Annotated in this window: 25 protein-coding genes; 16 read left to right on the forward strand and 9 right to left on the reverse strand. The window is 70.7% G+C overall.

What is annotated here, in order from left to right; translation table 11 throughout:
- Positions 1 to 216: 216 nt before the first annotated feature.
- Positions 217 to 1,005, reverse strand: a complete 789-nt coding sequence (locus tag HNQ09_RS06200) for an enoyl-CoA hydratase-related protein (RefSeq protein ID WP_184026819.1) — start codon at positions 1,003 to 1,005, stop codon at positions 217 to 219.
- Positions 1,006 to 1,061: 56 nt separating this feature from the next.
- Here HNQ09_RS06200 and ruvX point away from each other — a divergent pair, with 56 nt between their 5' ends.
- From ruvX to HNQ09_RS06260, 12 genes are all read left to right on the forward strand, one after another.
- Positions 1,062 to 1,478, forward strand: coding sequence for a Holliday junction resolvase RuvX (gene ruvX / locus HNQ09_RS06205; RefSeq protein ID WP_184026822.1), 417 nt, complete (start codon positions 1,062 to 1,064; stop codon positions 1,476 to 1,478).
- A gap of 27 nt (positions 1,479 to 1,505) precedes the next feature.
- Positions 1,506 to 1,745, forward strand: coding sequence for a hypothetical protein (locus tag HNQ09_RS06210; RefSeq protein ID WP_184026824.1), 240 nt, complete (start codon positions 1,506 to 1,508; stop codon positions 1,743 to 1,745).
- Positions 1,746 to 1,943: 198 nt separating this feature from the next.
- On the forward strand, positions 1,944 to 3,641 hold the full coding sequence (locus HNQ09_RS06215) for a long-chain fatty acid--CoA ligase (RefSeq protein WP_184026826.1): 1,698 nt from the start codon (positions 1,944 to 1,946) through the stop codon (positions 3,639 to 3,641).
- 54 nt (positions 3,642 to 3,695) lie between these two features.
- Entirely contained in the window at positions 3,696 to 4,706 is a 1,011-nt protein-coding gene (locus HNQ09_RS06220; RefSeq protein ID WP_184026828.1) for an alpha/beta hydrolase, read from the forward strand.
- A gap of 76 nt (positions 4,707 to 4,782) precedes the next feature.
- The gene (locus HNQ09_RS06225) at positions 4,783 to 5,850 is read left to right on the forward strand and encodes a peptidase C39 family protein (protein WP_184026830.1); all 1,068 of its coding nucleotides are present in this window, start codon (positions 4,783 to 4,785) and stop codon (positions 5,848 to 5,850) included.
- Positions 5,851 to 5,950: 100 nt separating this feature from the next.
- Positions 5,951 to 7,675 (forward strand): pilus assembly PilX N-terminal domain-containing protein, encoded by a 1,725-nt coding sequence (locus HNQ09_RS06230; RefSeq protein WP_184026832.1) that lies wholly within the window; start codon positions 5,951 to 5,953, stop codon positions 7,673 to 7,675.
- A complete protein-coding gene (locus tag HNQ09_RS19110; protein WP_281378283.1) occupies positions 7,672 to 8,172 on the forward strand; it encodes a prepilin-type N-terminal cleavage/methylation domain-containing protein in 501 nt (166 codons plus the stop codon). Before HNQ09_RS06230 ends, HNQ09_RS19110 begins: the two co-directional genes overlap by 4 nt.
- A 2-nt stretch (positions 8,173 to 8,174) precedes the next feature.
- Complete coding sequence (locus HNQ09_RS06240; protein ID WP_184026834.1) at positions 8,175 to 8,570, forward strand: PulJ/GspJ family protein; 396 nt, start codon at positions 8,175 to 8,177, stop codon at positions 8,568 to 8,570.
- Complete coding sequence (locus tag HNQ09_RS06245; RefSeq protein WP_184026836.1) at positions 8,567 to 9,310, forward strand: PulJ/GspJ family protein; 744 nt, start codon at positions 8,567 to 8,569, stop codon at positions 9,308 to 9,310. Before HNQ09_RS06240 ends, HNQ09_RS06245 begins: the two co-directional genes overlap by 4 nt.
- A gap of 32 nt (positions 9,311 to 9,342) precedes the next feature.
- Positions 9,343 to 10,146: a hypothetical protein gene (locus HNQ09_RS06250; protein WP_184026839.1), complete on the forward strand. Its 804-nt coding sequence runs from the start codon at positions 9,343 to 9,345 to the stop codon at positions 10,144 to 10,146.
- A gap of 83 nt (positions 10,147 to 10,229) precedes the next feature.
- Complete coding sequence (locus tag HNQ09_RS06255) at positions 10,230 to 11,162, forward strand: alpha/beta fold hydrolase (protein WP_184026840.1); 933 nt, start codon at positions 10,230 to 10,232, stop codon at positions 11,160 to 11,162.
- Positions 11,159 to 11,563 carry a 2Fe-2S iron-sulfur cluster-binding protein gene (locus HNQ09_RS06260; protein ID WP_184026843.1) on the forward strand — a complete coding sequence of 135 codons (405 nt, stop codon included), beginning with the start codon at positions 11,159 to 11,161 and terminating at the stop codon, positions 11,561 to 11,563. Before HNQ09_RS06255 ends, HNQ09_RS06260 begins: the two co-directional genes overlap by 4 nt.
- A 49-nt stretch (positions 11,564 to 11,612) precedes the next feature.
- Here HNQ09_RS06260 and HNQ09_RS06265 read toward each other — a convergent pair whose 3' ends face one another.
- The 4 genes from HNQ09_RS06265 to HNQ09_RS06280 all read right to left on the reverse strand — a co-directional run bounded on the left by HNQ09_RS06265 (position 11,613) and on the right by HNQ09_RS06280 (position 14,729).
- Positions 11,613 to 12,398, reverse strand: coding sequence for a YetF domain-containing protein (locus tag HNQ09_RS06265; protein WP_184026846.1), 786 nt, complete (start codon positions 12,396 to 12,398; stop codon positions 11,613 to 11,615).
- Positions 12,395 to 12,592 (reverse strand): hypothetical protein, encoded by a 198-nt coding sequence (locus HNQ09_RS06270; RefSeq protein ID WP_184026848.1) that lies wholly within the window; start codon positions 12,590 to 12,592, stop codon positions 12,395 to 12,397. The genes HNQ09_RS06265 and HNQ09_RS06270 overlap by 4 nt, the downstream gene beginning before the upstream one ends.
- A 131-nt stretch (positions 12,593 to 12,723) precedes the next feature.
- Positions 12,724 to 13,755 (reverse strand): endolytic transglycosylase MltG, encoded by a 1,032-nt coding sequence (gene mltG / locus HNQ09_RS06275; protein WP_184026850.1) that lies wholly within the window; start codon positions 13,753 to 13,755, stop codon positions 12,724 to 12,726.
- A complete protein-coding gene (locus tag HNQ09_RS06280; RefSeq protein WP_184026852.1) occupies positions 13,752 to 14,729 on the reverse strand; it encodes a carbohydrate kinase family protein in 978 nt (325 codons plus the stop codon). Before HNQ09_RS06280 ends, mltG begins: the two co-directional genes overlap by 4 nt.
- A gap of 219 nt (positions 14,730 to 14,948) precedes the next feature.
- Between HNQ09_RS06280 and HNQ09_RS06285 the strand changes: the two genes are divergently transcribed.
- Positions 14,949 to 15,467: a nucleoside deaminase gene (locus HNQ09_RS06285; protein ID WP_246363170.1), complete on the forward strand. Its 519-nt coding sequence runs from the start codon at positions 14,949 to 14,951 to the stop codon at positions 15,465 to 15,467.
- A 31-nt stretch (positions 15,468 to 15,498) separates the two neighbouring features.
- Here HNQ09_RS06285 and HNQ09_RS06290 read toward each other — a convergent pair whose 3' ends face one another.
- From HNQ09_RS06290 to HNQ09_RS06305, 4 genes are all read right to left on the reverse strand, one after another.
- On the reverse strand, positions 15,499 to 16,140 hold the full coding sequence (locus HNQ09_RS06290) for a hypothetical protein (RefSeq protein ID WP_343057631.1): 642 nt from the start codon (positions 16,138 to 16,140) through the stop codon (positions 15,499 to 15,501).
- Between the two features lie 25 nt (positions 16,141 to 16,165).
- Positions 16,166 to 17,632: an Asp-tRNA(Asn)/Glu-tRNA(Gln) amidotransferase subunit GatB gene (gatB, locus tag HNQ09_RS06295; RefSeq protein ID WP_184026854.1), complete on the reverse strand. Its 1,467-nt coding sequence runs from the start codon at positions 17,630 to 17,632 to the stop codon at positions 16,166 to 16,168.
- A gap of 114 nt (positions 17,633 to 17,746) precedes the next feature.
- Positions 17,747 to 18,283, reverse strand: a complete 537-nt coding sequence (locus HNQ09_RS06300; RefSeq protein ID WP_184026856.1) for a DUF4097 family beta strand repeat-containing protein — start codon at positions 18,281 to 18,283, stop codon at positions 17,747 to 17,749.
- Positions 18,284 to 18,372: 89 nt separating this feature from the next.
- Positions 18,373 to 18,804 carry a GNAT family N-acetyltransferase gene (locus tag HNQ09_RS06305; RefSeq protein ID WP_184026858.1) on the reverse strand — a complete coding sequence of 144 codons (432 nt, stop codon included), beginning with the start codon at positions 18,802 to 18,804 and terminating at the stop codon, positions 18,373 to 18,375.
- A 66-nt stretch (positions 18,805 to 18,870) separates the two neighbouring features.
- Here HNQ09_RS06305 and HNQ09_RS06310 point away from each other — a divergent pair, with 66 nt between their 5' ends.
- The 3 genes from HNQ09_RS06310 (at position 18,871) to HNQ09_RS06320 (ending at position 21,996) form a co-directional block, all read left to right on the forward strand.
- Entirely contained in the window at positions 18,871 to 19,404 is a 534-nt protein-coding gene (locus tag HNQ09_RS06310) for a hypothetical protein (protein ID WP_184026860.1), read from the forward strand.
- A 77-nt stretch (positions 19,405 to 19,481) separates the two neighbouring features.
- Positions 19,482 to 20,471 (forward strand): hypothetical protein, encoded by a 990-nt coding sequence (locus tag HNQ09_RS06315; RefSeq protein ID WP_184026862.1) that lies wholly within the window; start codon positions 19,482 to 19,484, stop codon positions 20,469 to 20,471.
- 64 nt (positions 20,472 to 20,535) lie between these two features.
- Positions 20,536 to 21,996 (forward strand): sigma 54-interacting transcriptional regulator, encoded by a 1,461-nt coding sequence (locus HNQ09_RS06320; RefSeq protein ID WP_184026865.1) that lies wholly within the window; start codon positions 20,536 to 20,538, stop codon positions 21,994 to 21,996.
- The last annotated feature ends 11 nt before the right edge of the window (positions 21,997 to 22,007 follow it).

Consider the following 22,007-nt stretch of genomic DNA (forward strand, 5'->3'; position numbering starts at 1 on the left):
GCGGACGCCGCACAGATGAAAGCGAGCTGATCCCGCACCGCCTTCGCCACGCCTCAATCGCGCAGCGAGACGGTGGCAGTGGCGAGGCCGCATCAAGATTCAACATTCCGGCCGAAGATGACGCCCACCAACGCCGCCCATCTGCCCTTGCCCAGCGCAGCGCTGCTCCCCCAGCCCCCCTGGGGTAGGGGGCTGGGGGGTGGGGTATGCCCTCCCTCATTCCCCCCGCACGAACTCCGCCGCCCGCTTCTCCTTGAACGCTGTGACCCCTTCCAGATGCTCCCAGTGGTCCCCGGCGAGCTGCTGCAACTCCGCTTCCCGGTCCAGCGCCTCGTCCAGCGTGCCCGTCAGCGCGGCATTCAGCGCCCGCTTGGTCAGCGCGAGCGCGTGCGCGGGCCGCGCCGCCAGCCGCTCGGCATAGGCCTGCACGTCCGCCGCGAAGGTCTCGTCGGGATAGACGTGCTCGCACAGCCCCAGACGCAGCCCGTCCTGGGCGCCCACCCGCTCGGCCAGGGCCATCAGCTCGAAGGCGCGGTGGTAGCCCACCAACCGGGGCAACAACCAGGTGCTGCCCGAGTCCGGCACCAGCGCGATATTGGAAAAGACCTCGATCAACATGGCCGACGCCGACCACAGCCGGATGTCGCCGCAGAGCGCCAGGCTGGCCCCCGCGCCCGCCGCGACCCCGTTGACGGCGGTCACCACCGGCTTGTCCAGGCCCCGGATGGCGCGGATCAGGGGGTTGTAGGTCGCTTGCAGGTGCTCGGTGAAGGTCATGTCGCGCCCCGACACGTCGCCCAGGTCCTGCCCGGCGCAAAAGCCGCGCCCCGCGCCCGTGATGACGACCACGCGCACGCCGGGGTCGGTGCCCGCCGCCAGCACCTCCTCCGTCAGCGCGAGCAGCAGGGCGTCGTTGGCGGCATTGAGACGCTCGGGGCGGTTGAGGGTCAGGGTGCGGACGCCCGCGCGGGTGCTGGAAAGGATCACGGCTTCGCTGCTGGTCATGCGTTCCAGCGTAGCGCGTCCCTGCTGCACCTCTGGCCTCCGCTACACTCGCCGCGATGACCGCCCCCCCGACCGGCCTGCCCACCATCCTCGCGCTGGACGTGAGCAAATCGCGCATCGGCTTCGCGGTGAACGCCGGGCGGCTGGCTTTCGGGCGCGGCAGCGTGGACCGCAAACGGCTTCCCCTCGATCTCAAGGCCGTGCGGCTCAAGGTCGAGGAAACGGGCGCGGGCGTGCTGCTGCTGGGCCTGCCGCTGCGCACCGACGGCGCCCACAGCCCCGCCGCCGACCGGGTGCGGGCGTTCGGCAAGGTCTTGCAGGAGAAGGGTTACCGGGTCGAGTACCAGGACGAACGCTTCACCACCCAGCGTGCCCGTGCCCTGGGCGCCGCCGACGAGGACGAGGCGGCGGCGGTGCAGATTCTGGAGCTGTACCTGCTGGGCCGGGCCGGGGCGGCGGAGCACCCCGACTGAACGTCCCGGAAGCAGGTACGCTGGAGCATGAACCGCCAATCGGGGAGGCTGGGGCTGGACTGGCTGCGGCGTCTGCTGGACCGTCTGGGAAGGGGGAGGGTCTACGAGCAGCCCGCGAGCCTGATCGTTGGCCCCCCCGGTAACGATGACGACGAGGAGGACGGCCCCGGCGTGCCCGTTCCCGTCGGCCCGCGTCCCCGGCGCGGAGGAGCGCAGGCCCGGCCACCCGTCGCCGAGGAGGCCCCGGAGCTTCCGACCCGCCGCTGACGCCCCAGCCACCGGCAACGAAGTCCAGTTGATGACGAGACCGCCGGAGCGACCCGCCAAAACCGGGCCCCCGGCGCGCGGTCTGGACCCGGTTCACTTTGCCGCTAGAATGCCTGACACGACCGACAGCCTTCAGCCCCGCGCGGCACGCTTCCCCACGGCGGGCCGCACGTTCCTTCTCCCTCCGGAGGTCATCCCATGCACGGCAATATGATGGACGTTCCCCTCACCATCCCCTTTATCCTCGAGCGCGCCCGCACGGTGTATGCCGGACGTGAGGTCGTGAGCCTGCTGGTCGGCGGCCGCGACGAGGCGGGCCATCCCGTGCCGCACAAGCACCGCACGACCTACGGGGCAGTGGCCGACCGCGCTTTGCGGCTGGGCGCGGCCCTTCAGGGACTGGGCCTCCAGCCCGGCGACCGGGTGGCGACGCTGGCCGTCAACTCGTTCCGGCACCTGGAGGCGTACCTGGGCGTGCCCTCGGCGGGCTTCGTGGTGCATACCGTGAATATCCGGTTGCACCCCGAGCAGATCGCCTGGATTCTGAACCATGCCGAAGACCGGGTGCTGCTGATCGAGAACGTCTTCGCGGCGATGATCCCGGCGCTGCGGGCGGCGTGCCCGCAGTTGGAACACATCTTCGTGCTGGGGCCGACCCCGCAGCCTATCCCCGGCGCCCAGGACTACGACGCCTGGATCATGGGCCACGAGCCGCTGGCCCGCTACCCGCGCCTCGACGAGAACGACGCGGCGGCGATGTGCTACACCTCCGGCACGACCGGCAACCCCAAGGGCGTGATGTACACCCACCGCTCGACCGTGTTGCACTCGCTGGCCTCGGCGCCCAAGGACGCGCTGAACGTGGGCGAAAGCGACGTGGTCCTGCCGGTGGTGCCGATGTTCCACGTGAACGCCTGGGGCCTGCCCTACACCTGCGCGATGTACGGGGCCGCGCAGGTGTTCGCCGGGGCCTTCAGCGACGGCAAGACGCTGGCCGCGCTGATGCAGGACGAGGGCGTCACGATCACGGCGGGCGTGCCCACGATCTGGATGGGCCTGCTCGCCGAACTCGACCGCGCGAAAGCCGGGGGCCAGCCCTACGACCTCGCGCGGCTGGAGCGGCTGGTCGTGGGCGGCTCGGCAGCCCCCGAAAGCATGATTCGCGCCTTCCAGGACCGCCACGGCCTGCGGCTGGCGCACGCCTGGGGCATGACCGAGACGCATCCCCTGGGCACCGCCAGCATCGTGCCTCCCGGCGTCCCTGAAACCAGCGACGAGGGCTACGCGCTGCGGGCCAAGCAGGGCCGGGCGGTGCCGCTGGTCTTTCTCGACATCCTTTCGGAAGACGGCGAGGCTCTGCCCCACGACGGCAAGACGATGGGCCGCCTGATCGCGCGCGGTCCCTGGATCGCCAGCGGGTACTACAAGGGCGAGGGACAGGACAACTTCTTCGAGCGGGACGGCGAGCTGTGGTTCGACACCGGCGACATCGCCACGCTGGACCCGCAGGGCTTCATGCACATCCAGGACCGCGCCAAGGACCTGATCAAGTCGGGCGGCGAGTGGATCAGCAGTGTGGACCTGGAAAACGCGATCATGGCCCACCCGGCAGTCGCGCTGTGCGCCGTGATCGCGATGGACGACCCCAAGTGGGACGAGCGGCCCCTGGCGGTCGTGACCCTCAACCCCGGCCAGCAGGTCACCCACGAGGAACTCAGCACCTTTCTGGCCCCCCGCTTCGCCAAATGGTGGCTGCCCGACGCGACCGTGGTCGCCGAGAGCATCCCCATCGGCGCGACCGGCAAGTTCCTCAAGCGCGAGCTGCGCGAGCAGTACCGGGGCTACCCGCACACCCACCAGGTCCACTCGGCCAACCTGGAGGGTGGAGGCCGCTGAGCCTCCCGCTAAGCCCCCCGCCTTTCCCGGTTCCCGGCCCGTAGAATCGCCCGCATGGCCGTATCGGTACAGGGGCAGCAGGTCACCTTCATTCCCCCGGCGGGTGCTGCGGCGCTCGTCGGGGACTTTACCGACTGGCGGAAGAAACCCCCGCTGGCCGTGACCCCCGGGCAACCGCTGACGCTGACCTTGCCGCGCGGCGCCTGGGTCGAGTACGCCTGGCTGGACGCGGCGGGCGAGGCCTTCGCCGACCCCGACAACCCCCAGAAGTCGCTCAATCCCTGGTGGCCCTATCCCCGCGCGGTGGCGGTGGGCGACTACATCCGCCATCCCCTCTGGGAGCGGCCCGACGCCATCCAAAAGGGCACCGCCCACCGCCTGACCTGGGCGGGCGGCGTCTTTCCGGGCACCCGCCGCGCCATCGTGTACACGCCGCACGGCCACGACCCGGCGCGGCCCACCCCCGTGTACTACGTGCAAGATGGGGTCGCCTTTTACCGCACCGGGCGGCTGGGCGAGGTGATGGACCGGGCGGTGGAAGCTGGACTCGCGCGGGGCGCCGTGCTCGTCTTCGTGGAACCCGGCGACCGCAGCGCCGAGTATTACCTCAATGACCGCTACCTCGACTTTCTGCGGGGAGAGGTCTTCGGGCAGGTCGAGGGGCCGCTGGCGACCGTCTCCGAGCGCGGGCTGTGGGGCGCCTCGCTGGGCGGCCTGATCTCGCTGCACCTGGGAAGCGCGCACCCGGAGCTGTTCCGCCGGGTGGTCAGCCACTCGGGGGCCTTTATCGCCCGGCCGGATGCACGGGACCCGGACGGCTCCATCGACACCACCACGGCGGGCGAGTGGCTGCGGAAGCGGCTGGAGCAGGCGCCGCCCCGCCACCTGCGCGTCAGCCTCGACACCGGCACGCTGGAATGGCTCACCGCTCCGAACCGCCGCCTGGCCGCCGCCCTGGCCGACGGCGGGGTGGAGCACCAGTACCGCGAGTACCCCAGCGGCCACAACTGGGTCACCTGGCGGGACGCGCTGCCCGAGGCCTTCCTGTACATGCAGGGGGGTTAGGAAGCGCGGGCCGACCGGCCCCTGCCTCCCTCCCCTCTCACCCGCCCCCACCCCGGCACCCGTCACAATTCCCCCCATGCGTGCCGCTCTGCTCACGGCGCTGCTCCTCGCGGGCGGCGCGGAGGCCCTGACCATGACCCATCCGAACTCGACCACCGTGATTCACGAACGCGCGGGCGACTGGGCCGGCGCCGAGTTGCGGGGCGTGCAGCTGCGCGGCGACACCCTGACCCTGGCCCCCGGCGCGGCCTCGGGCAGTGTCACGGGCCAGGCGCTGAAGGTCCCCGCCTTCGACGAACTGGTGCCCTCCTGGAACGCAGTGACGCCCGGCGCGGGCAGCGTGACGGTCGAGGTCCGCGCCCAGACCGGGGCCGCCTGGAGCCGCTGGTTTTCCTTCGGGACCTGGAGCAGTGGCGAGGGGCGCGCCAGCCTGAACGGCCAGAAGGACCCGGCCGGGCAGGTTCTGACCGACACCCTGCGCCTGACCGCCCGCGCGACCGGGTACCAGTACCGCGTGACCCTGCGCGGAACCGGCACGGGCGTGCGGCTGCTGGCCTTCAACACCGCCGACCGCGCCCGGCGCACGGCGGGACTGGGGCAACCCGGAAACCGCAGCCTCTGGGGCAAGGTCATCGACGTGCCGCAGCGCTCGCAGATGCTGTACGAAGGCGGCGGCGAGGTCTGGTGCAGCCCCACGAGCGTCTCGATGATCCTGGCGCGGCACGGGGTGAACGTGACGGTCCCGCAGGCGGCGGGCGGCACCTTCGACCGGGCCTACCAGGGCACCGGCAACTGGTCTTTTAACGCGGCCTACGCGGGGGGGCTGGGGATGCGCGCCTTCGTCACGCGGCTGCCCAGCCTCGCGGCGGCCGAGCGTTACACGGCGGCGGGCGTGCCGCTGGCGGTCAGCCTGGGCTGGAAGAAGGGCGAACTGCCCGGCGCGCCGCTGACCTACAGCGACGGGCACCTGATGGTCCTGGTCGGCTTCGACGCGTCCGGCAACCCGGTCCTGAACGACCCGGCGGCCCCCACCGACGCGGGCGTGCGCCGCAGCTACCCGCGCGCGGCCTTCGAGCGGCAGTGGCTGGGCCACAGCGGCGGCCTGAGCTACGTGATCGCGCCGCCGGGGCAGAAATTGCCCTGACCAGAGGAGAAACCGGGGCTGACCTGGGGGCACACCCGCCTGGGGGACAGGCCCCCACTTGGGTGTTTCGACGCCCCCAGCGGCTGCCTACACTGCCCTCATGAACCCCGATTCCGCCCGAACGTCGGCGCCCCGCCGGGAAGAGGGCATCGCCCTGGTGGTCGTCTTGCTGTTCACGGCGGTCGTCCTGACCATCGTGGTGAGCACCACCGCCACCCTGGCCGTGGGCGCGCGCGGCGGCGGCGTGAATGAGCGGGCAGCGTATCAGGCGCTGCTGGCGGCGGAGAGCGGGCTGAACACGTTCGAGGTGAGGTTCAGGACCAAGATGGAGAGCCTCCCCCTCAACCAGAGGTTGCGGGGCAACGTGGGTGCGGCCCGCTTCAATGCCTGGCTGCTCCGGTATGGCCTGAACAGCTACAGCACAGGCGCGGATCAAAGCACGTCCCTGGCCTTCGATACCACTGTTGGCGCAGATTCACTGGTCCTGGTCGCCACCGGAGCGCCCGGCCTCTCCAAGAAGGTCGTCCTTCAGAACTATCAGGCTGACTACGCCCCGGGCTACAACATCCGTGCCGACGCTCCGCTGGTGTCTTACCCCAACGTGGACCTCAAGGGAGGTGCCCGGGTTGAAGGCGAACGTCTGGCAGATGCCAACAACACAGGCGTCACCCCAGTCGCCAGGACCAATGTGCCTCCTCCTGGCAGCCTGACCGTGAATACGACCGCCACCACGCCCACCTTTCCCCTCAACGTCACGAGAACCCTGGGCAACCGACTGCTGCTGGCCGCCAATGACTATGTCGATATTGGCGGGACCAGTTACAAAGTCATGGGGACGCAGAATCAGGGAACCCAGGTTACCTTGCAGCCCCTCATCCAACCGAGCGTCAACGTCATCACGAATGCCGTATCCATCAAGCGCATCGACTCGGCTGTCACGGCGCCCTTTACCCAGCAGAGTGGGGTGCAGACCGTCATTCAGGTTTCTGACCCTACGTTTTTCGTCAAGGGTTCAGTAATCCAGATCGGGACGATGAAAGGGACCGTCAGGGTCGTCGACAATGTCAACAAAACGATCGAAGTCCTTTGGGACAGCGCCCCCAGCGGCACGGTGACCCAGCAAGAGGGCAGCGTCATCCGCCGGGATGTCAAGAGCGTGTCCTCCGGGTATACCGTGGACGGCGACACGGCTGCCATGCCCGACGGCGCCAACACCAACGATCTGCGGCTCAAGGACATGAATCCCTTCAACCCTGCCGCCGACACAGAGGCGAACGATCTGTTTACCCACACCTTTGGGCAGACCAAGCGCGAGATGCTCAATGTAGCGCCGTACAACGTCAACCTCACCGCCGAAGATCCCCAGCCCTGGGTGACTCCGGTGACTACCTTCAACGGAACCGTCACGCCGGACAAGATCGTCTTTTTCAACGGCACTCTGGGCTTGAGTGGCAACCAGTCCCTCTGCGGCAGCGGCATCCTGATCGTCAAGGGAAACCTGACGGTCAACGGCACCTGTGACGCGGGGTTTCGAGGGGCCATTTACGTGATGGGCGACTATGACCAGCAGGGGAACTCCAAAATCAGCGGAGCCGTCATTGCGGAGGGAGCCACCGAGATCGTGTACGGAACCGAATGCGTTCCCATGCCGGGCAGCAGCACGGGCAGCGGGAGTGGGCCAGGCAACTCCTGCGATACCCAGGTCGCGGGGACTGGTCAGGGCGACGGTAAAATCGCTTACGACCGGGGTGCCCTGCTCGAAGCGGGTTCGCTGCTCACCCCTCCTACCTTCAGTACCGTTCAGGGCACCTGGAGGCAGCGTTGAACGCCCGCGGCTTTACCCTGATCGAACTTTTGATCGTGATCGCCATCATCGGCATTCTGGCGGCCATCGGAATGGTGAACTACACCCGCTGGCGCGCCAGCTCCGCCGTGATGGAGGGCGCCCAGCAGTTCGCGCAGGCGGTCAACACCGCGCGTACGGGGGCGAAACGGGCGAATGCGTGCTGGCAGATTTCCCTGGTTTCCACCGCCACAACCAACACCCAGTATCAAGTCAAGCAGTACAGCGGCTCGTCGTGTCCGACGACCACGACCACGCTTTTGAGCACCCGGACGTACACCGTGCCTGCTGGAACCCAGCTCTTTCCCTCCGACCCGGCAGGCAATCCGGTCACCACCTCCGACCCCGTCGAATTCACCCCTCCCTATTCCACCACCGACTCCTCTCCAAACACCTACACGGTGCGCTGGGCCAACAACACGGACATCCGGCGCACCGTGCGGATTACCAGCATCATGGGCAAGGTGGTCGTCAAGTGAGGATGCAAGCCGAACGGGGCCTGACCCTGATCGAGGTGCTGGTCGCCATCGCCATGTTCGCCGTGGTCTCGGTGACTGTACTGGCGATGTTCCCGACCATCTTCAAATTGAACAGCCAGACACGGGCGGATCAGGCCGTGACCATCGGGGCCAAGCAGTATCTGGAGAGTGCGCGCCCTAGCTTCTTGACGCCCACCACTTTCGACGCGGCGACGACCACCTCTCTGGCTGCTGCGCCGTCTGGAACGAGCGTCAACAATTACACCTGCGAGCGCGAAGTGGCAAACGTCCAAACGACGCCCGCTGGGGTCGTCATCATCAAACGTCTCACGCTGCGCTGCACCCATACCAGCCAGCCTACCCAGACGTTCACGCTGGATTTCGGAAGACCCTTATGAAACGCCAGCACACCCAGTCCGGGCTGACCCTGGTAGAACTGCTGGTCGCGATGGCCCTGATCGGCATCGTCTTCGCGATGATCACCAACTGGCAGGTTTCGACCCTCAACATCTCGACGCGCACCAACGCCACGTCTCAGCGGCTGAGCGACCTGACGGACGTGACGGGATACGTGGGGGACCGGGTGCGGTCGGCGCTGCGGGTCAGGGTGGCCACCAGTGGGCTGACTGTCAATGGAACGGCTTGCTCAGCCGACCGCCCTTGCCTCGCCGTGGTCTTGCCGGAAAACACAGCTTCCGGAGTCATCACGAGGTACAACCTGTACGTCTACCGAATCGACCCACGTTCTTTGGTCAATGCAGACGACAAGAGTGCAGACACCTGGGCAGAGAGCAATGTTGCGGTTCTGAGGGAATACCGCTCGGAAAACTCGGGCAGCTCTCCCAGCAATTGTGTCCCGGCGGCCACAGCCACCTTCGAGACGGACACGTCGGCACCCTGCGCAGCGATGCGCAATCTCGCGTCTGCGAGCACCCTGAGCAGTTTCGGGACCTACCTCGTCGCTGACTACCTCACGCCCGCCGACGAACTGGGCAGTGGCGTGGCACCTTTCGCCTACGACGCCACGACCAAATCCGTGACACTCGCCTTCCAGACCAAGCAGCAGGTCCGCGGCCAGACCCAGCTCACCCCGGCCACCCCTTACACCCTCACCGTGCAGGCCCGCAACGTGCCGTAATTCCGGGTCCAGCCTGCGCCTACACTCCCCCCATGCTCTTTCCGACCCTCTGCCCCGCCTGCGCGCGTGAGGTGCGCGTGGAATTCGCGGACAGCGCGGTCCATGACCTGACCTGCCCGCACTGCGGGGCCGCCTTTTGCGTGCTGGTGCGCAAGCACAAGTTCGAGGTGCTGTTCGATCTGGGCACCCGGGCACTGCTCGACGGCTACGCGCGCGAGGCGGTGGCGTCCTTTGCAGCGGCGCTGGAGCGCTTCTTCGAGTTCTACGTGTGGGCCTACGCGCTGGAGCGGGCCGCCGGGGCCGAGCGCGACTTCGGCGAGGCGCTGGCTGCGCTGGAGGGCACCTGGCGCCCGGTCGCCAGCCAGTCCGAGCGGCAACTGGGCATGTTCGCCCTGGCCTACCTGCTGCGCGAGGGCCGCGCGCCCGACTTCCTGACCCCGCAGGCCCTGGGCGCGGACTTTCGCAACCGGGTCATTCACCGCGGCGCCCTGCCCCGCCGCACGGAGGTCGAGGCTTATGCGGCCCGCGTCTTCGCGCTGATCGACCGCCTGCTGACCGAGCTGGGTGAGGGCGCGGCGCACGCGGCCCTGGCGCAGGAGCGGCACTTCGCGGCCCACCTCGCCTCGCTGCCGGACCACGTGACGGCCGTGTTCGAGGAGCATCCGGGCATGTTCCGGGCGCGGCGATTCGGGGGAGCGGCGCCGGGCAAAAGTGTGCCCGGCAAGCGCGGCGCCGAGGGTGCCCAGGCCCGGCCCCCCAACGACGCCCAGGCTTTCGCCCGGGCGCTGGCCGAACGCGGGCCAGGGCTGAAACATTTCCGCAAGGGCACCGCATAACCGGGGGCCGGGGAGGACCGGGAGTAAAGGGCACTTGAGTCCGCTCGCACCGCCTCGCCCCCGGCGTGCAGCGACACTGCCTCATGAACGACGAGGCGCTGGCTCTCACCCCGGACCTTCTCCTGCGCGAGCGGCAACTCGTCGTGAACGGCGTGCGGCTGCACCTCGTCGAGGCGGGGCCGGAAGATGGCCCCCTGGTGCTCCTGCTGCACGGCTTTCCGGAGTTCTGGCGGGCCTGGGAGCGGCAGCTCGGGCCGCTGGCCCGCGCCGGATTCCGGGTGGTGGCTCCCGACCTGCGCGGCTACAACCTCAGCGAGAAGCCGCCGGGGGTGGACGCCTACCGGGTCGGCGCCCTGCAAGAGGACGTGGCGGCGCTGATCCGTGCCCTGGGACACGCCCGCGCGCGGGTCGTCGGGCACGACTGGGGCGGCATCGTCGCCTGGGCGCTGGCGCTGCGGCAGCCGGAAGTGGTCGAGCGGCTGGTCATTCTCAACGCCCCGCACCCCGCCGCCTTTCGCCGGGTGGCCCGCAAACCCGCCCAGTGGCGGCGGTCGTGGTACATCTTCTTCTTTCAGCTGCCGTGGCTGCCCGAGCGCCTGCTGCCCAGCTTCGGGCGCTGGGCACTGCGCGGCACCAACCCGCGCGCCTACACCGAGGAGGAGCGGCGACGGTACCAGGAAGCCTGGGCACGGCCCGGCGCCGCGACCGCGATGATCAACTACTACCGGGCGATGCTGCGCCCCCGTGGGCGGCGGGGACCGGAGGCACCGACCGGAGCCGGAACGCCCCCGCCCATCCGGGTGCCCACCCTGGTCCTGTGGGGCGAGCGCGACGTGGCGCTGCTGCCCGAGCTGGCGGGCGGCCTGGAGCGCTGGGTGCCGGGCGTGCAGGTGGTGCGCTTTCCCGGCGCGAGCCACTGGGTCATGCGCGACGAGCCGGTGCGGGTCAACAACCTGCTGCTGAAGTTCTTGTCGGATCAGGCCGGGCCGGATTTCGTGCCATCCTCGGACCCATGACCCAGGGAATGGCGGCATCCGGCACGGCGACACTCACGGTGGAGGGCCACGGCATCATCGAGGCGCGGGAGGGCGAGCGGCTGGTCCTGGCGCTGGAGCGCGGCGGGGTGGATATCCTGCACCGCTGCGGCGGGGTGGCCCGCTGCACGACCTGCCGGGTCAGCTTTTCGGAGGGCGAGCCGGACGCGATGACAGTGGCCGAGTACGACAAGCTGACCGAGAAGGGGCTGCTGGGCCAGGCGCGGCTCTCCTGCCAGATCGAGTGCGAGGACGGCATGGTCCTGACGCCCCTCCAGACGGTGCGGTCCAGCGGCCTGGAGGCGGGCAAGGCCCCCGCCGAGGCCATCGAGCCGGCCCCCCCCGAGTGGACCACCCGCCCCGGCGCCTCCACCGAGGGCTGAAGGCGGCCTGACTCTCCCGGGCACCTGGGCACCTCAGGGGGTCTCCGGCTCAGGCGGGCGTCTCGCGGGCGCCCTGTTCTGCCGCAGCTCCGGGCGCCTCTGCCCCGCCTTCACCCCGTACGCCCAGGGGATCGGTGGTGGCGGGGGTCCAGCTGGCCGCGCCGCAGTGCGGGCAGGAGGGCAGCGGGCCGCCGGGCCGCTGGATGGTGCCGCAGGAGAGGCAGGCGAGTTCGCCGCCGTGGAGGGTGCCCGCCCGGGCGGTGGGCGGCAGTTCCAGGTCCCAGGGCGGCACGATGGGCAGGCCCGCCGGAGCATCCTGGCCGTGCAGAAAGACGCTCAGGACGCCGTCTTGCTCGAAGTACACCCGCTGCACCTGCCCGAGCTGCCGCACGCCCTGGGCGCGCAGGCGCTCAAAGAGGTCCTCGCGGCTGAGGTTGGCGTCGGCCAGCGCCCGGGTGGCGATCACCCCGCCGCGCACAAGTTCGACCGGCACGCCCTCGATAAAGGTCTCGACGCCCTCGCTGCGGATGACCAGATGCGAGAGCAGGCGCTGAAAGGCCACCACCAGCGCGAGGACCAGCCCCGCGTGGATCAGCGGCACCTCGGGGTAGAACATCGGGTCCCCCGCCGCCGACCCCAGCCCGATCACGATGGCGAGTTCCAGCGGACTGAGCTGCGCCAGCCCCCGCTTGCCGGTAATGCGCAGCAGCAAGACCAGCCACAGGAACATCAGCCCGGTGCGCACGGCGATCTCCAGCAAGAAAAGCGGGGACGTGTCCCCCAGAAACATCCGCGTCAGGTCGAAGGGAACGACCTCGCTGCCTCCGGCGCTCATGGCCGCTCCGGCTCGGGGGGCCGGGCCGCCCCCGCCCCGGACAGGCCCAGGCCCGCCAGCACCCGCTCCCGGCTCCAGCCGGTCAGGGCGGCGAGGTCCCCCAGGGTCGCCTCAAACTCCGGGGTACCGGGCGCCAGCGCTCGCAGCCGCGCCCACAGCGCGTTGCGGCGTTCCAGAAAGTCGCGAGAGAGCATCCTGGCACACAGTTTACTGCGGCGCTCCGGTCCCGCTTGGGCAGCCCCGCCCACCGGGGGTCGGCCCCGGCCCCCACGCAGCGCGGGAACCGGGGCCGACGGTAGGCGGTAGGCGGTGGGCGGGGGGCGCCTCAGCGGTAGCGGGCGATGTCGCGCAGGTGTGCCGGGTAGTCGTGGTTCACGTAGATCTTGCCGTCCAGCCCGTGCAGGAAGTACAGGGCGTCACGGCCGTCGGCCAGCTTGCGCTCGGGGGCCAGCACGCTCAGCAGCGCGGCCTGACCGGGGTTGTTGATGGGTCCGGCGGGCAGGCCCGGGCGGGTGTAGGTCGAGTAGGGCGTGTCCTTGGTAAAGTCCCCGGCCGAGCGGTCGAGTTCGGGCAGGTCCTTGCCCAGGCCGTAGGCGACGGTGGGGTCGCTGCCCAGGTTGATCCCGTCTCGCAGCCGGTTGAGAAACACCCCGGCGATCACCGGCATCTCGGCGTCGTTGGCGGCTTCCGCCTGCACCATGCTGGCGAGAATCACCCAGTCGCGCACCGAGAGGCCCAGCCCCTTGGCCTTGGCGATGTTGGCGGGCGTGAATTCCTGCTCCATGCGCTCGACCATCGAGGCGACGATCCTGGCGGGCGTCTCCTGGGGCCGGAACTCGTAGGTGGCGGGAAAGACGAACCCTTCGAGGTTCTTTTGTTTGCCGCGCGCGTACTCGCTGAGGCTGGGGTCGTTCAGGGCCGAGCGGATGCCCGCCGCGTCAAAACCCGCCTTCGCGAAGATGGGCGGCAGGTCCCGGAGGCGCCGCCCCTCGGGCACGGTCACGTTGACCACCGGGATGCGCGCCGGACCCGCCAGTTTCTCGGCGACCTGGTAGACGTTCAGGCTGCCCTGAAGGTCGTACAGCCCTTCCTTGAGGCTGCCCGCCGTGCCGTTTTGCCGCATCACGAAGCGCAGAGCGTCGGCGTTTCTCACGATGCCCTGTTCCTCCAGCGTGCGGGCCACGGCGGGCAGGCTGTCGCCGGGTTTGACCTCCAGCGTATAGGGGCCGCCCCCGGCAGGCTGGGTCAGGCCGCGCAGGTACCAGAACGCGCCCGCCGCCGCGAGCAGCAGCAACACGAACAGGCCCAGCAGCAGCCACAGCCACAGCGGCGGGCCGCGCCGCCCCAGCCGGGTCACGCGCGCACCTCCTGCGGCAGAAAGGGGGCCAGCCGGGCACGCAGCTCGGCGTCGGCGGGGGGGCGCGCCCCGAAGCGCGCCACCACCCAGCCCCCCACCTGCACCGCCAGCCGGGCCGAACGCACCGCGTCCCCGCCTTGCAGCCAGCCGGCCAGGAAAGCGCCCCCGAAGGCGTCCCCGGCCCCGGTCGCGTCGATCAGGGGGTCGCGGGTCGCCTCGACATGCACGCGCGGCTGGCCAGGGCCTTCGAGCAGGGCGCCCTCCTCGTCCATCTTCAGCACGACCAGGGCGTGGGGGAAGCGCTCCCGCAGCCAGGTCAGCGCCCGGCCGGGGTCCGACTCGCCGCTCATGGCGCGGGCCTCATCGGCGTTGGGAAAGATCACGTCAAAGGGCACGTCGTCCACGATCTGGAGGAAGGTGCCCCGGCCAAGCTGCTGAATCATCTGAAAACTCCCGGGGTCGAGGCTGAGGGTGGCCCCGGCCTCCTTGGCGAGGCGCGCGGCGGTCAACGCGGCGGCGCGCGGCGGATCACGAAAGAGGCTCCAGGCGGTCAGGTGCAGGTGCCTCGCGCCGCGCAGCACCCCCACGGGCAGTTCCTCCGGGAGCAGCTCCCAGTCGGCGCCCTGGCCGGTCAGCATGGCGCGCTGCCCCCGGCGGTCGATCAAGGCCAGAATCACGCCGGTCGGGTGCTCGGGGCTGAGGATCACCTCGGCGACTACGCCCTCGGCCCGCAGCTCGTAGGTCGCCAGGTCCCCGAAGCGGTCGCGGCCCACCTTGCCGACAAAGGTCGCCGGATACCCGGCCCGCTGCGCCCAGACGGCCAAGTTCGCCGCCGAGCCGCCGCCCAGGAGTTCCAGGCGGCCGGTGGTGTCGCCGCCCGCCAGCAGCAGGGTGTCGGGTTTGGCGAGCACGTCCCAGGCCAGGTCGCCCAGCGACACGAGACCCGAAGACACCGGAAGAGTGCGGTCAGTCATGAGCGCTGCCCAGCATACCGTTCCCGGTGGGCGGCGCGCGTGCTCCCCCCCAGGGGTCCCGGCTCCACTCGCCCTGCCCCGCTTGTGGGCGCTGGCGCCGCACCGTACCCTGGGTCTTGCCGCCCTGTTCTGCATGGATAACCAGGGTGGCCTGGCAGACACCAACCATGCGCGGCCCGCCCCCCTCCCTTTCGGCGGGCTGCGTGGAGAGGTGCCCCCATGACCCCCCCCGACTCCGTTTCCTTCGATCCCGACCAGCCCGGCGCCGTGCCCGCCTCGCCCCCCATGCGGGAGGCCGCGCGGCTGGCGCTGGACAATGTCCTCCAGGGCCAGGGCGGCCCCTTCGGCGCGGTGATCGTGCGCGGCGGCGAGGTGATCGCCACTGGCGTGAACCGCGTGACCCAGCACGTAGACCCCACCGCCCACGCCGAGGTCGAGGCCATCCGCGCCGCCGCGCAGGCGCTGGGCACCTTCGACCTGTCGAGCTGCGAGATCTACACCAGCTGCGAACCGTGCCCGATGTGCCTGGGCGCGATCTACTGGGCGCGGCTCTCGGCGCTGCACTACGCCTGCACCCAGGCCGACGCCGACGCCATCGGCTTTTCCGACCAGTTCATCTACCAGGAACTCGCCCGGCCCCAGCACGAGCGCCAGCTGCCCACCGCGCAGGAGGGCCGGGCCGAGGCGCTCGCCGCCTTCCGCGCGTGGCAGGAGAGCGTGGTGAGGGTGGAGTACTGAGGGGCCGCGCGCCGCCCGCCCTGGCCCTGCCCTAGCCCTGCTCCAGCGGCGCCGCCCGCACCGCGCGCAGCGCCAGCAGGGTGGCGGCCACGTCCAGCGCCCCGCTGACGCCGTAGACGAGCTGGTCGGTGGGGGTGGGCGGGGTGCTGAAGCCCGCGATGGGCACCAGGTTGAACACCGCCATGCCCAGGCTGAGGGCGGCGGCGAGGTTGAGCCAGTCGGCCAGCCGCTTGCGCCCCGCCAGATCGGCGGGGTTCGGCGCGAGGCGAGCCAGGCTGCCGTACACCGCGTTGCCCGCCAGCACGCCCGCAGGCCACACGGTCAGCAGGGCGGTCAGGGCGACCCGGTTGGCGTCAGGCGCGCCGCCGCTCAGCACGAACAGCAGGGTCAGGAACCACAGCACCAGCCGCCAGGAGGTGAGCCACGGAAACGCGAAGCGCAGCGCCCGCAAGGTCCCGTCGCCGGGAGGCACCGCCCGCCCGGCCGTGACGCGCCCCAGCAGCAGGGTCCACCACGCCAGCACCAGCGCGGCCAGCCCCGCCTCGACCGCCGAGAACCAGGCCCCCTGCGACAGCCCGCCGCGCCACAGGCCGTAGGCCATGACTCCCAGCAGGCCCACGACCTGCAAGGCCAGCGCGCTCAGGGCCGCCTGGCGCCAGCGGGCGGGGGTCACAGGCCGCCTCCAGCAGCTTGCCGCCTCACAGCTCCAGTTTCGCCCGCAGCCGCTCGCGGACGACCTCGGGGCTGGCGCGGCCAGCGGTGGCCTTCATCACCGGGCCGAACAGGGCGTTCAGGGCTTTGGCGTTGCCGGCGCGGACCTTCTCGACGGTGGCGGGGTCGGCCCGCATCGCCGCGTCGATGGCGGCGTCGATGGCCCCAGTGTCTGTCACGACCCCCAGGCCGCGTTCCTGCACCAGCCGCTCGGGGTCGTGGCCGTCCAGCACGTCGGGGAGGAGATCTTTGGCGATCTTGCCGCTGATGGTCCCCTCGTCGATCAGGCGGACCAGCGCGGCGAGGTGGGCGGGCTGAAGGGCAAAGCCGTCCAGCACCGACTCCTGCGCGTCGAAGTACGCGGGCTGGAGAGCCGAAGCCTCCAGCGGCGCCGAACGTGTGGCGAGCAGCCCCGCTACATCGCCCAGCAGCCAGTTGGCAAGCTTTTGGGCATCGGGAGCGGGCGTGGTGCCCAGCGCCTCGTCGTAGAAGCGCGAGAGGCCTACGTCATCACTGAGGGTCTCGGCGTCGCTTTCCCGCAGCCCCGCCGCGAGGTAGCGCGCCCGCTTCTGGGCGGGCAGTTCGGGCATCCGCGCCCGCACCCGCGCGATCCACTCAGGCGTGATGTCGAGGGGCGGCAGGTCGGGTTCCGGAAAGTAGCGGTAGTCGGCTTCCCCCTCCTTGGTCCGCATCACGAAGGTCTTGCCGCCGCCCTCGTCCCAGCCCAGGGTGTCCTGGGTGACGGTCCCGCCCGCCTCCAGCACCCGCGTCTGCCGGGCCGTTTCGTAGGCGATGGCGCGCTCGACGCTGCGAAAGGAGTTGAGGTTTTTCACCTCGACCTTGGTGCCCCAGGGGTCGCCGGGTTTGTGCAGGCTGAGGTTCACGTCGCAGCGCATCTTGCCCTCCTCGGGGGTGGCGTCGCTGACCCCCAGCGACTGCGCGATGGCCTGCACCGCCACCAGAAAGGCGCGGGCCTGCTCGCCCCCGGTGATGTCCGCCTCGGTGACCATCTCGATCAGGGGCGACCCGGCGCGGTTGAGGTCCAGCAGGCTGTAAGGCGCGTAGGCCGGGTGCAGCAGCTTGCCCGCGTCGTCTTCGAGGTGCGCGCGCTTGATGCGGACCCGCTCGCCTCCGACCTCCAGATGGCCGTCCCGCGCGATGGGGCGGTCGTACTGCGAGAGCTGGAAGTTCTTGGGCGCGTCGGGGTAGAAGTAGTTCTTGCGGTGAAACTGGGTGGGGCCAGAGACGTCGCAGTTCAGGGCGAGGCCGAACATCAGGGCGAGGTCCACCGCCTCGCGGTTGAGGGTGGGCAGGGTGCCGGGCAGGCCCAGGGTGAGGGGGTCAGTGAAGGTGTTCGGCTCGGCCCCGTGGTAGTCGGCCGGGCACGCGCTGAACAGTTTCGTGCGCGTTTTCAGTTGCAGGTGAACTTCCAGCCCGATGACGGCCCTGTACATGCGGGCGAGGATAGCGCGGGGCCGCGCCCCAGACCGCGCGCCCACCGGCACGGGCGGCGCGGCTGGGCCAGCTCTCCCCTCACCCTTTCCCGCGCGGCCGGAACCTTCAGCCGCTCACAGGCTGCGGCACTGGCCTTCGCGGTCGCCATTCACCTGGTTGCGGCCCCCCGTGGGCGCGCGGCGGTTGCCCTCACACTCCAGGTCGCCGGTCACGGTCACGCGGGTCACGCGCAGGGCACCCGTGTTCTGCTCCAGCTGAATGTCGCCGTTCACGCGCACGTCCTCCACGTTGACGCTGCCGCCCTTCTCGGCCTGAACGTCGCCGTTCACGATGCTGCTCGCCACGCCGATGCGGGCAAAGCCGTCTTCCGTGTCGATGTCGCCGTCGATCCGGGTGTTGCGGACGGTCAGGCTGGCGCCGCGTTCGACCTTCACGTCCCCGTTCACGCGGACGTTGACCAGCGTGCAGCTCAGGCCGCGCGGCACCGTCACGTCCCCGTTGACCGTGCGCCCGGCGATCGTGCCGGAGCAGGGCAGGTCCCCGGCCCGCGCCTGACTCGGTTGGCTCCGGCTGGCCTGGGCCTGAACGGTCGGCAGGGCCAGCAGCGGCAGCAGGGTCAGGGCGGCCAGCGCCAGCGTCGCTTTGTTCATGGGTGTACCGTACCCGGGCTGGGCCAGGGTCCGCTGGGAGAACGGTGCAGGCGCCTTCACGCGGGAGGGGGGCCAGCAGGAAGCGAGGCTCAGCCCGGGTCCACCCGGGTCATCTCCGTCCCGCTGGCCTGGAACCCCAGCGCCCCGTACAGCGCCCGCGCCTGCGGGGTCGTGCCCAGGCTGAGGCGCGAGACGCCGCGCCCACGGGCCGCTGCCAGACACCGGGTCACCAGCTCGCGGGCAAGGCCCCGGCGCCGGAAGTCGGGATCGGTCCAGACGTTCACCACCCGACCCCGCCACGGCTGGGGGTCCCCCCGGCTGGGTCCCCATTCCAGCAGCGTGACCCCCGCTCCGGCGACCACCTTTCCCCCCTTCTCGGCCAACCATCCGAGGTACACGCCGCGTTCCAACGCGCCCGCGACCCAGGCGGCGTAGGGGGGACGCTCGGCGGCGTCGACCTCCTCGGGGTAACGGTGAAAGGCGAGGGTGGGAGCGTCGGCGACGGTGGCGGGGCGGAACATGGGGCCAGTCTGCCCCAGCGGGCCAGCCACGCAACTCCCCTGCCCCACCCCACGTATCCAGCGGTGATGAGCGCCCCCAGTGAACGGGTCAGTGGACGGGTCAGTGAACAGATAGGTGGACAGATCAGCGGACGCATCGGCGGCCTCACCTTCGGCTACGACCTGCACGCCGAGTGGGACGGCACGCGGCTGCGCGGGCGCATCGGCGGGAGGTTCCAGGGCCTGGACCTGACCGGGCAGGGTGGCCGCGTGGCCGGGCGGATAGGCGGCACCTTCGCTGGATTTGGCGTGCAGGGCGAGGTCACGCCGGAGCGCGTCCGCGTGCGCCTGGGCGGGCGGGTGGACGGCGACGACCTGGCGCTGACCCGGCGCGGCGACCACATCGGCGGGCGCTTCTCGGGGCCGAGGCTGGGCAAGGACGTGGACCTGCACCGGAATGGGGCGGAGGGCCTGGGCGGACGCATCGGCGGCCCGGTCGAGGGCAAGGACGTGGCCCTGAGACTGGGCGGCGTGCCTCCCCTGCTCGCGGCGCTGGCGGCCGTGTGCGCCTACAAGGCGCTGGAAGACGCCCAGGCCGCCAGCAGCGCCGCGCCGGGCTGAAGGAAAAGCCTGGCCCGGCGCCCCCGGATGCCGCACATGCGCGTACGGCGGGCCAGGCACCAGGCTACGGTGAGGACATGACCCCGACCTGGCGTCCGGCGGCCCTCGTCCTCACCCTTACCCTCGGTCTCGCGGCGGTGGCCGGAGCGGGTGGGGCGCAGGGCAGCCCCCCTGCGCCCCTCTTCGCGCGGCTGACCGAGGCCGAGCGGCAGCTGCTGCTGGCGGCGGGCGGCGTGAGCGACGCGACCGGCTTTCTGCCCGGGCGCGTCCCGGCAAACCTGCCCTTTCCTTTGCCCGCGCTGCCCGGGCAGACGGTGATCGGAACAGTCACGCAGCCGTGGGGGCGCACGCAGGTGGTGTGGCACTCCACGCTAGACCCCGCCCAGGCCCAGGCGCAGGTGACGCGCACCCTCCGCAGCGCGGGCTGGGTGGACAAGTACCCGCAAAATGACGTGATGGAGGTGTTCCGGTCGGCGCCCGAGAGCGGGGCCGTCCAGACCTTCTCGCCGCAGTGCAAGCCGGGCGTTCCCGGCACCCTGCTGGCCGTCACGGCGCCCCGCGCGGGCGCAGGCAGCCAGATCAACCTGACCTATGACCGCCAGGACGGCGGAAACCCGCAGGGGTGCCCGGCCAACTTTCAGGCTCCTGACAGCGGCGAGGACCACTTCTACTCGCCCTCACGCGGGGGAGGCTTCGTGGACCCGGTGCAGACGCTGGCGCAGCGGGGCGTGAGGCTTCCGGCCCTGCGCCCCCCCGCCGGGGCCGAGGTCGAGCAAAGCGGCCTGAACTACGGCGGAGACGAATACACGGCCTACGCCAAGGTCTACAGCGCCCTGGACGCCGCCCGGGTCCACGGGCACTATGTCGCCGCCCTGCAGGCCCAGGGGTGGACCCTGGTGGGCAGCGCCGCGCTGGGGCAAGAGCGCATCGCCCGGCTGACCGCCCCGGCCGCAGGCCAGCGCACCCAGAGCGTCACCCTGGCGCTGATGCCCCGGCCCGGGCAGCGGCGGCAAGACCAGCCTGCCCTGAGCCGCTACGACCTGAAGTTCGAACTGCTGCTGCGCTAGCCTGCCGCACACCGCCGTCACCCGCACATTCCGCCGCCGGGGCGCGTGCTAGTTTCCGCCCATCATGACCGCTGCACAGGGACAGGCAAGGGCCAGGACGCTGGGAGAACTTCTTCAGACGCCGGAGTACCGGGGCCGCGCGCCCTTCGACGGTCAGCGGCGCACGGTGCAAGACGAGGTGCGGGAAAACCTGACGCGCAAGCTGCGGGGCGGCGAGGAACTGTTTCCGGGCGTGGTGGGCTACGACGACACGGTGATTCCGCAGCTGGTCAACGCCCTGCTGGCCCGCCAGAACTTCATCCTGCTGGGCCTGCGCGGGCAGGCGAAAAGCCGCATCCTGCGCGCGATCACGGAACTGCTTGACGACGTGGTGCCGGTGATCGACGGGGTGGACATGCCCGACGATCCCCTCAACCCCATCGGCGCCGAGGGCCGCCACCTGCTCGAAGTCCACGGCCTGGAGCTGCCGGTGCGCTGGCTGCCGCGTCAGGACCGCTACGTGGAAAAGCTCGCCACCCCCGACGTGACGGTGGCCGACCTGATCGGGGACGTGGACCCCATCAAGGCCGCCCGCCTGGGCACCTCGCTGGGCGACACCCGCTCGATGCACTTCGGGCTGCTGCCGCGCGCCAACCGGGGCATCTTCGCGGTCAACGAGCTGGCCGACCTCGCGCCCAAGGTGCAGGTGGCGCTCTTTAACATCCTTCAGGAAGGGGACGTGCAGATCAAGGGCTACCCCATCCGGCTGGAACTCGACGTGATGCTGGTCTTTTCCGCCAACCCCGAGGACTACACGGCGCGCGGCAAGATCGTCACGCCGCTGAAAGACCGCATCGGCTCGGAGATCCGCACCCACTACCCCAGCGACGTGCGGCTGGGCATGGACATCACCGCCCAGGAGGCCGTGAAGGCCGAGGGCGTCACCGTGCCCGGCTTCATCGCCGAGCTGGTCGAGGAGATCGCCTTCCAGGCCCGCGAGGACGGCCGGGTGGACAAGATGAGCGGCGTGTCGCAGAGACTCCCCATCAGCCTGATGGAAGTCGCCTCGGCCAACGCCGAACGCCGGGGCCTGATTTCCGGCGACGCCCCGGTCGTGCGGGTCAGCGACGTGTACGCGGGCCTCCCGGCGATCACCGGCAAGATGGAGCTGGAGTACGAGGGCGAACTCAAGGGCGCCGATCAGGTCGCCCGCGACGTGATCCGCAAGGCCGCCGGAGCCGTCTACGCCCGCCACTACGCCTCCGCGAACACCCGCGAGCTGGAAAAGTGGTTCGAGGACGGCAACGTCTTCCGCTTTCCGCAATCGGGAGACGCGGGCGCCGCCTTGAAGGCCGCCAGGGCCGTGCCGGGCCTCCCGGACCTCGCCGCCGAGGTGGCCGCCAGCCCCGACGACGCCGTGCGGGTCAGCGCCGCCGAGTTCGTGCTGGAGGGCCTCTATGGCCGCAAGAAGCTCAGCCGCGCCGAGGAGACCTACGCCGCCCCCGAACCCGAGGTGCGCCAGCAGCGCGGCGGGCGCTGGAACTGAGAGCCGCCAGC

The sequence above is a fragment of the Deinococcus budaensis genome (genome assembly GCF_014201885.1).
GTDB lineage: Bacteria > Deinococcota > Deinococci > Deinococcales > Deinococcaceae > Deinococcus > Deinococcus budaensis.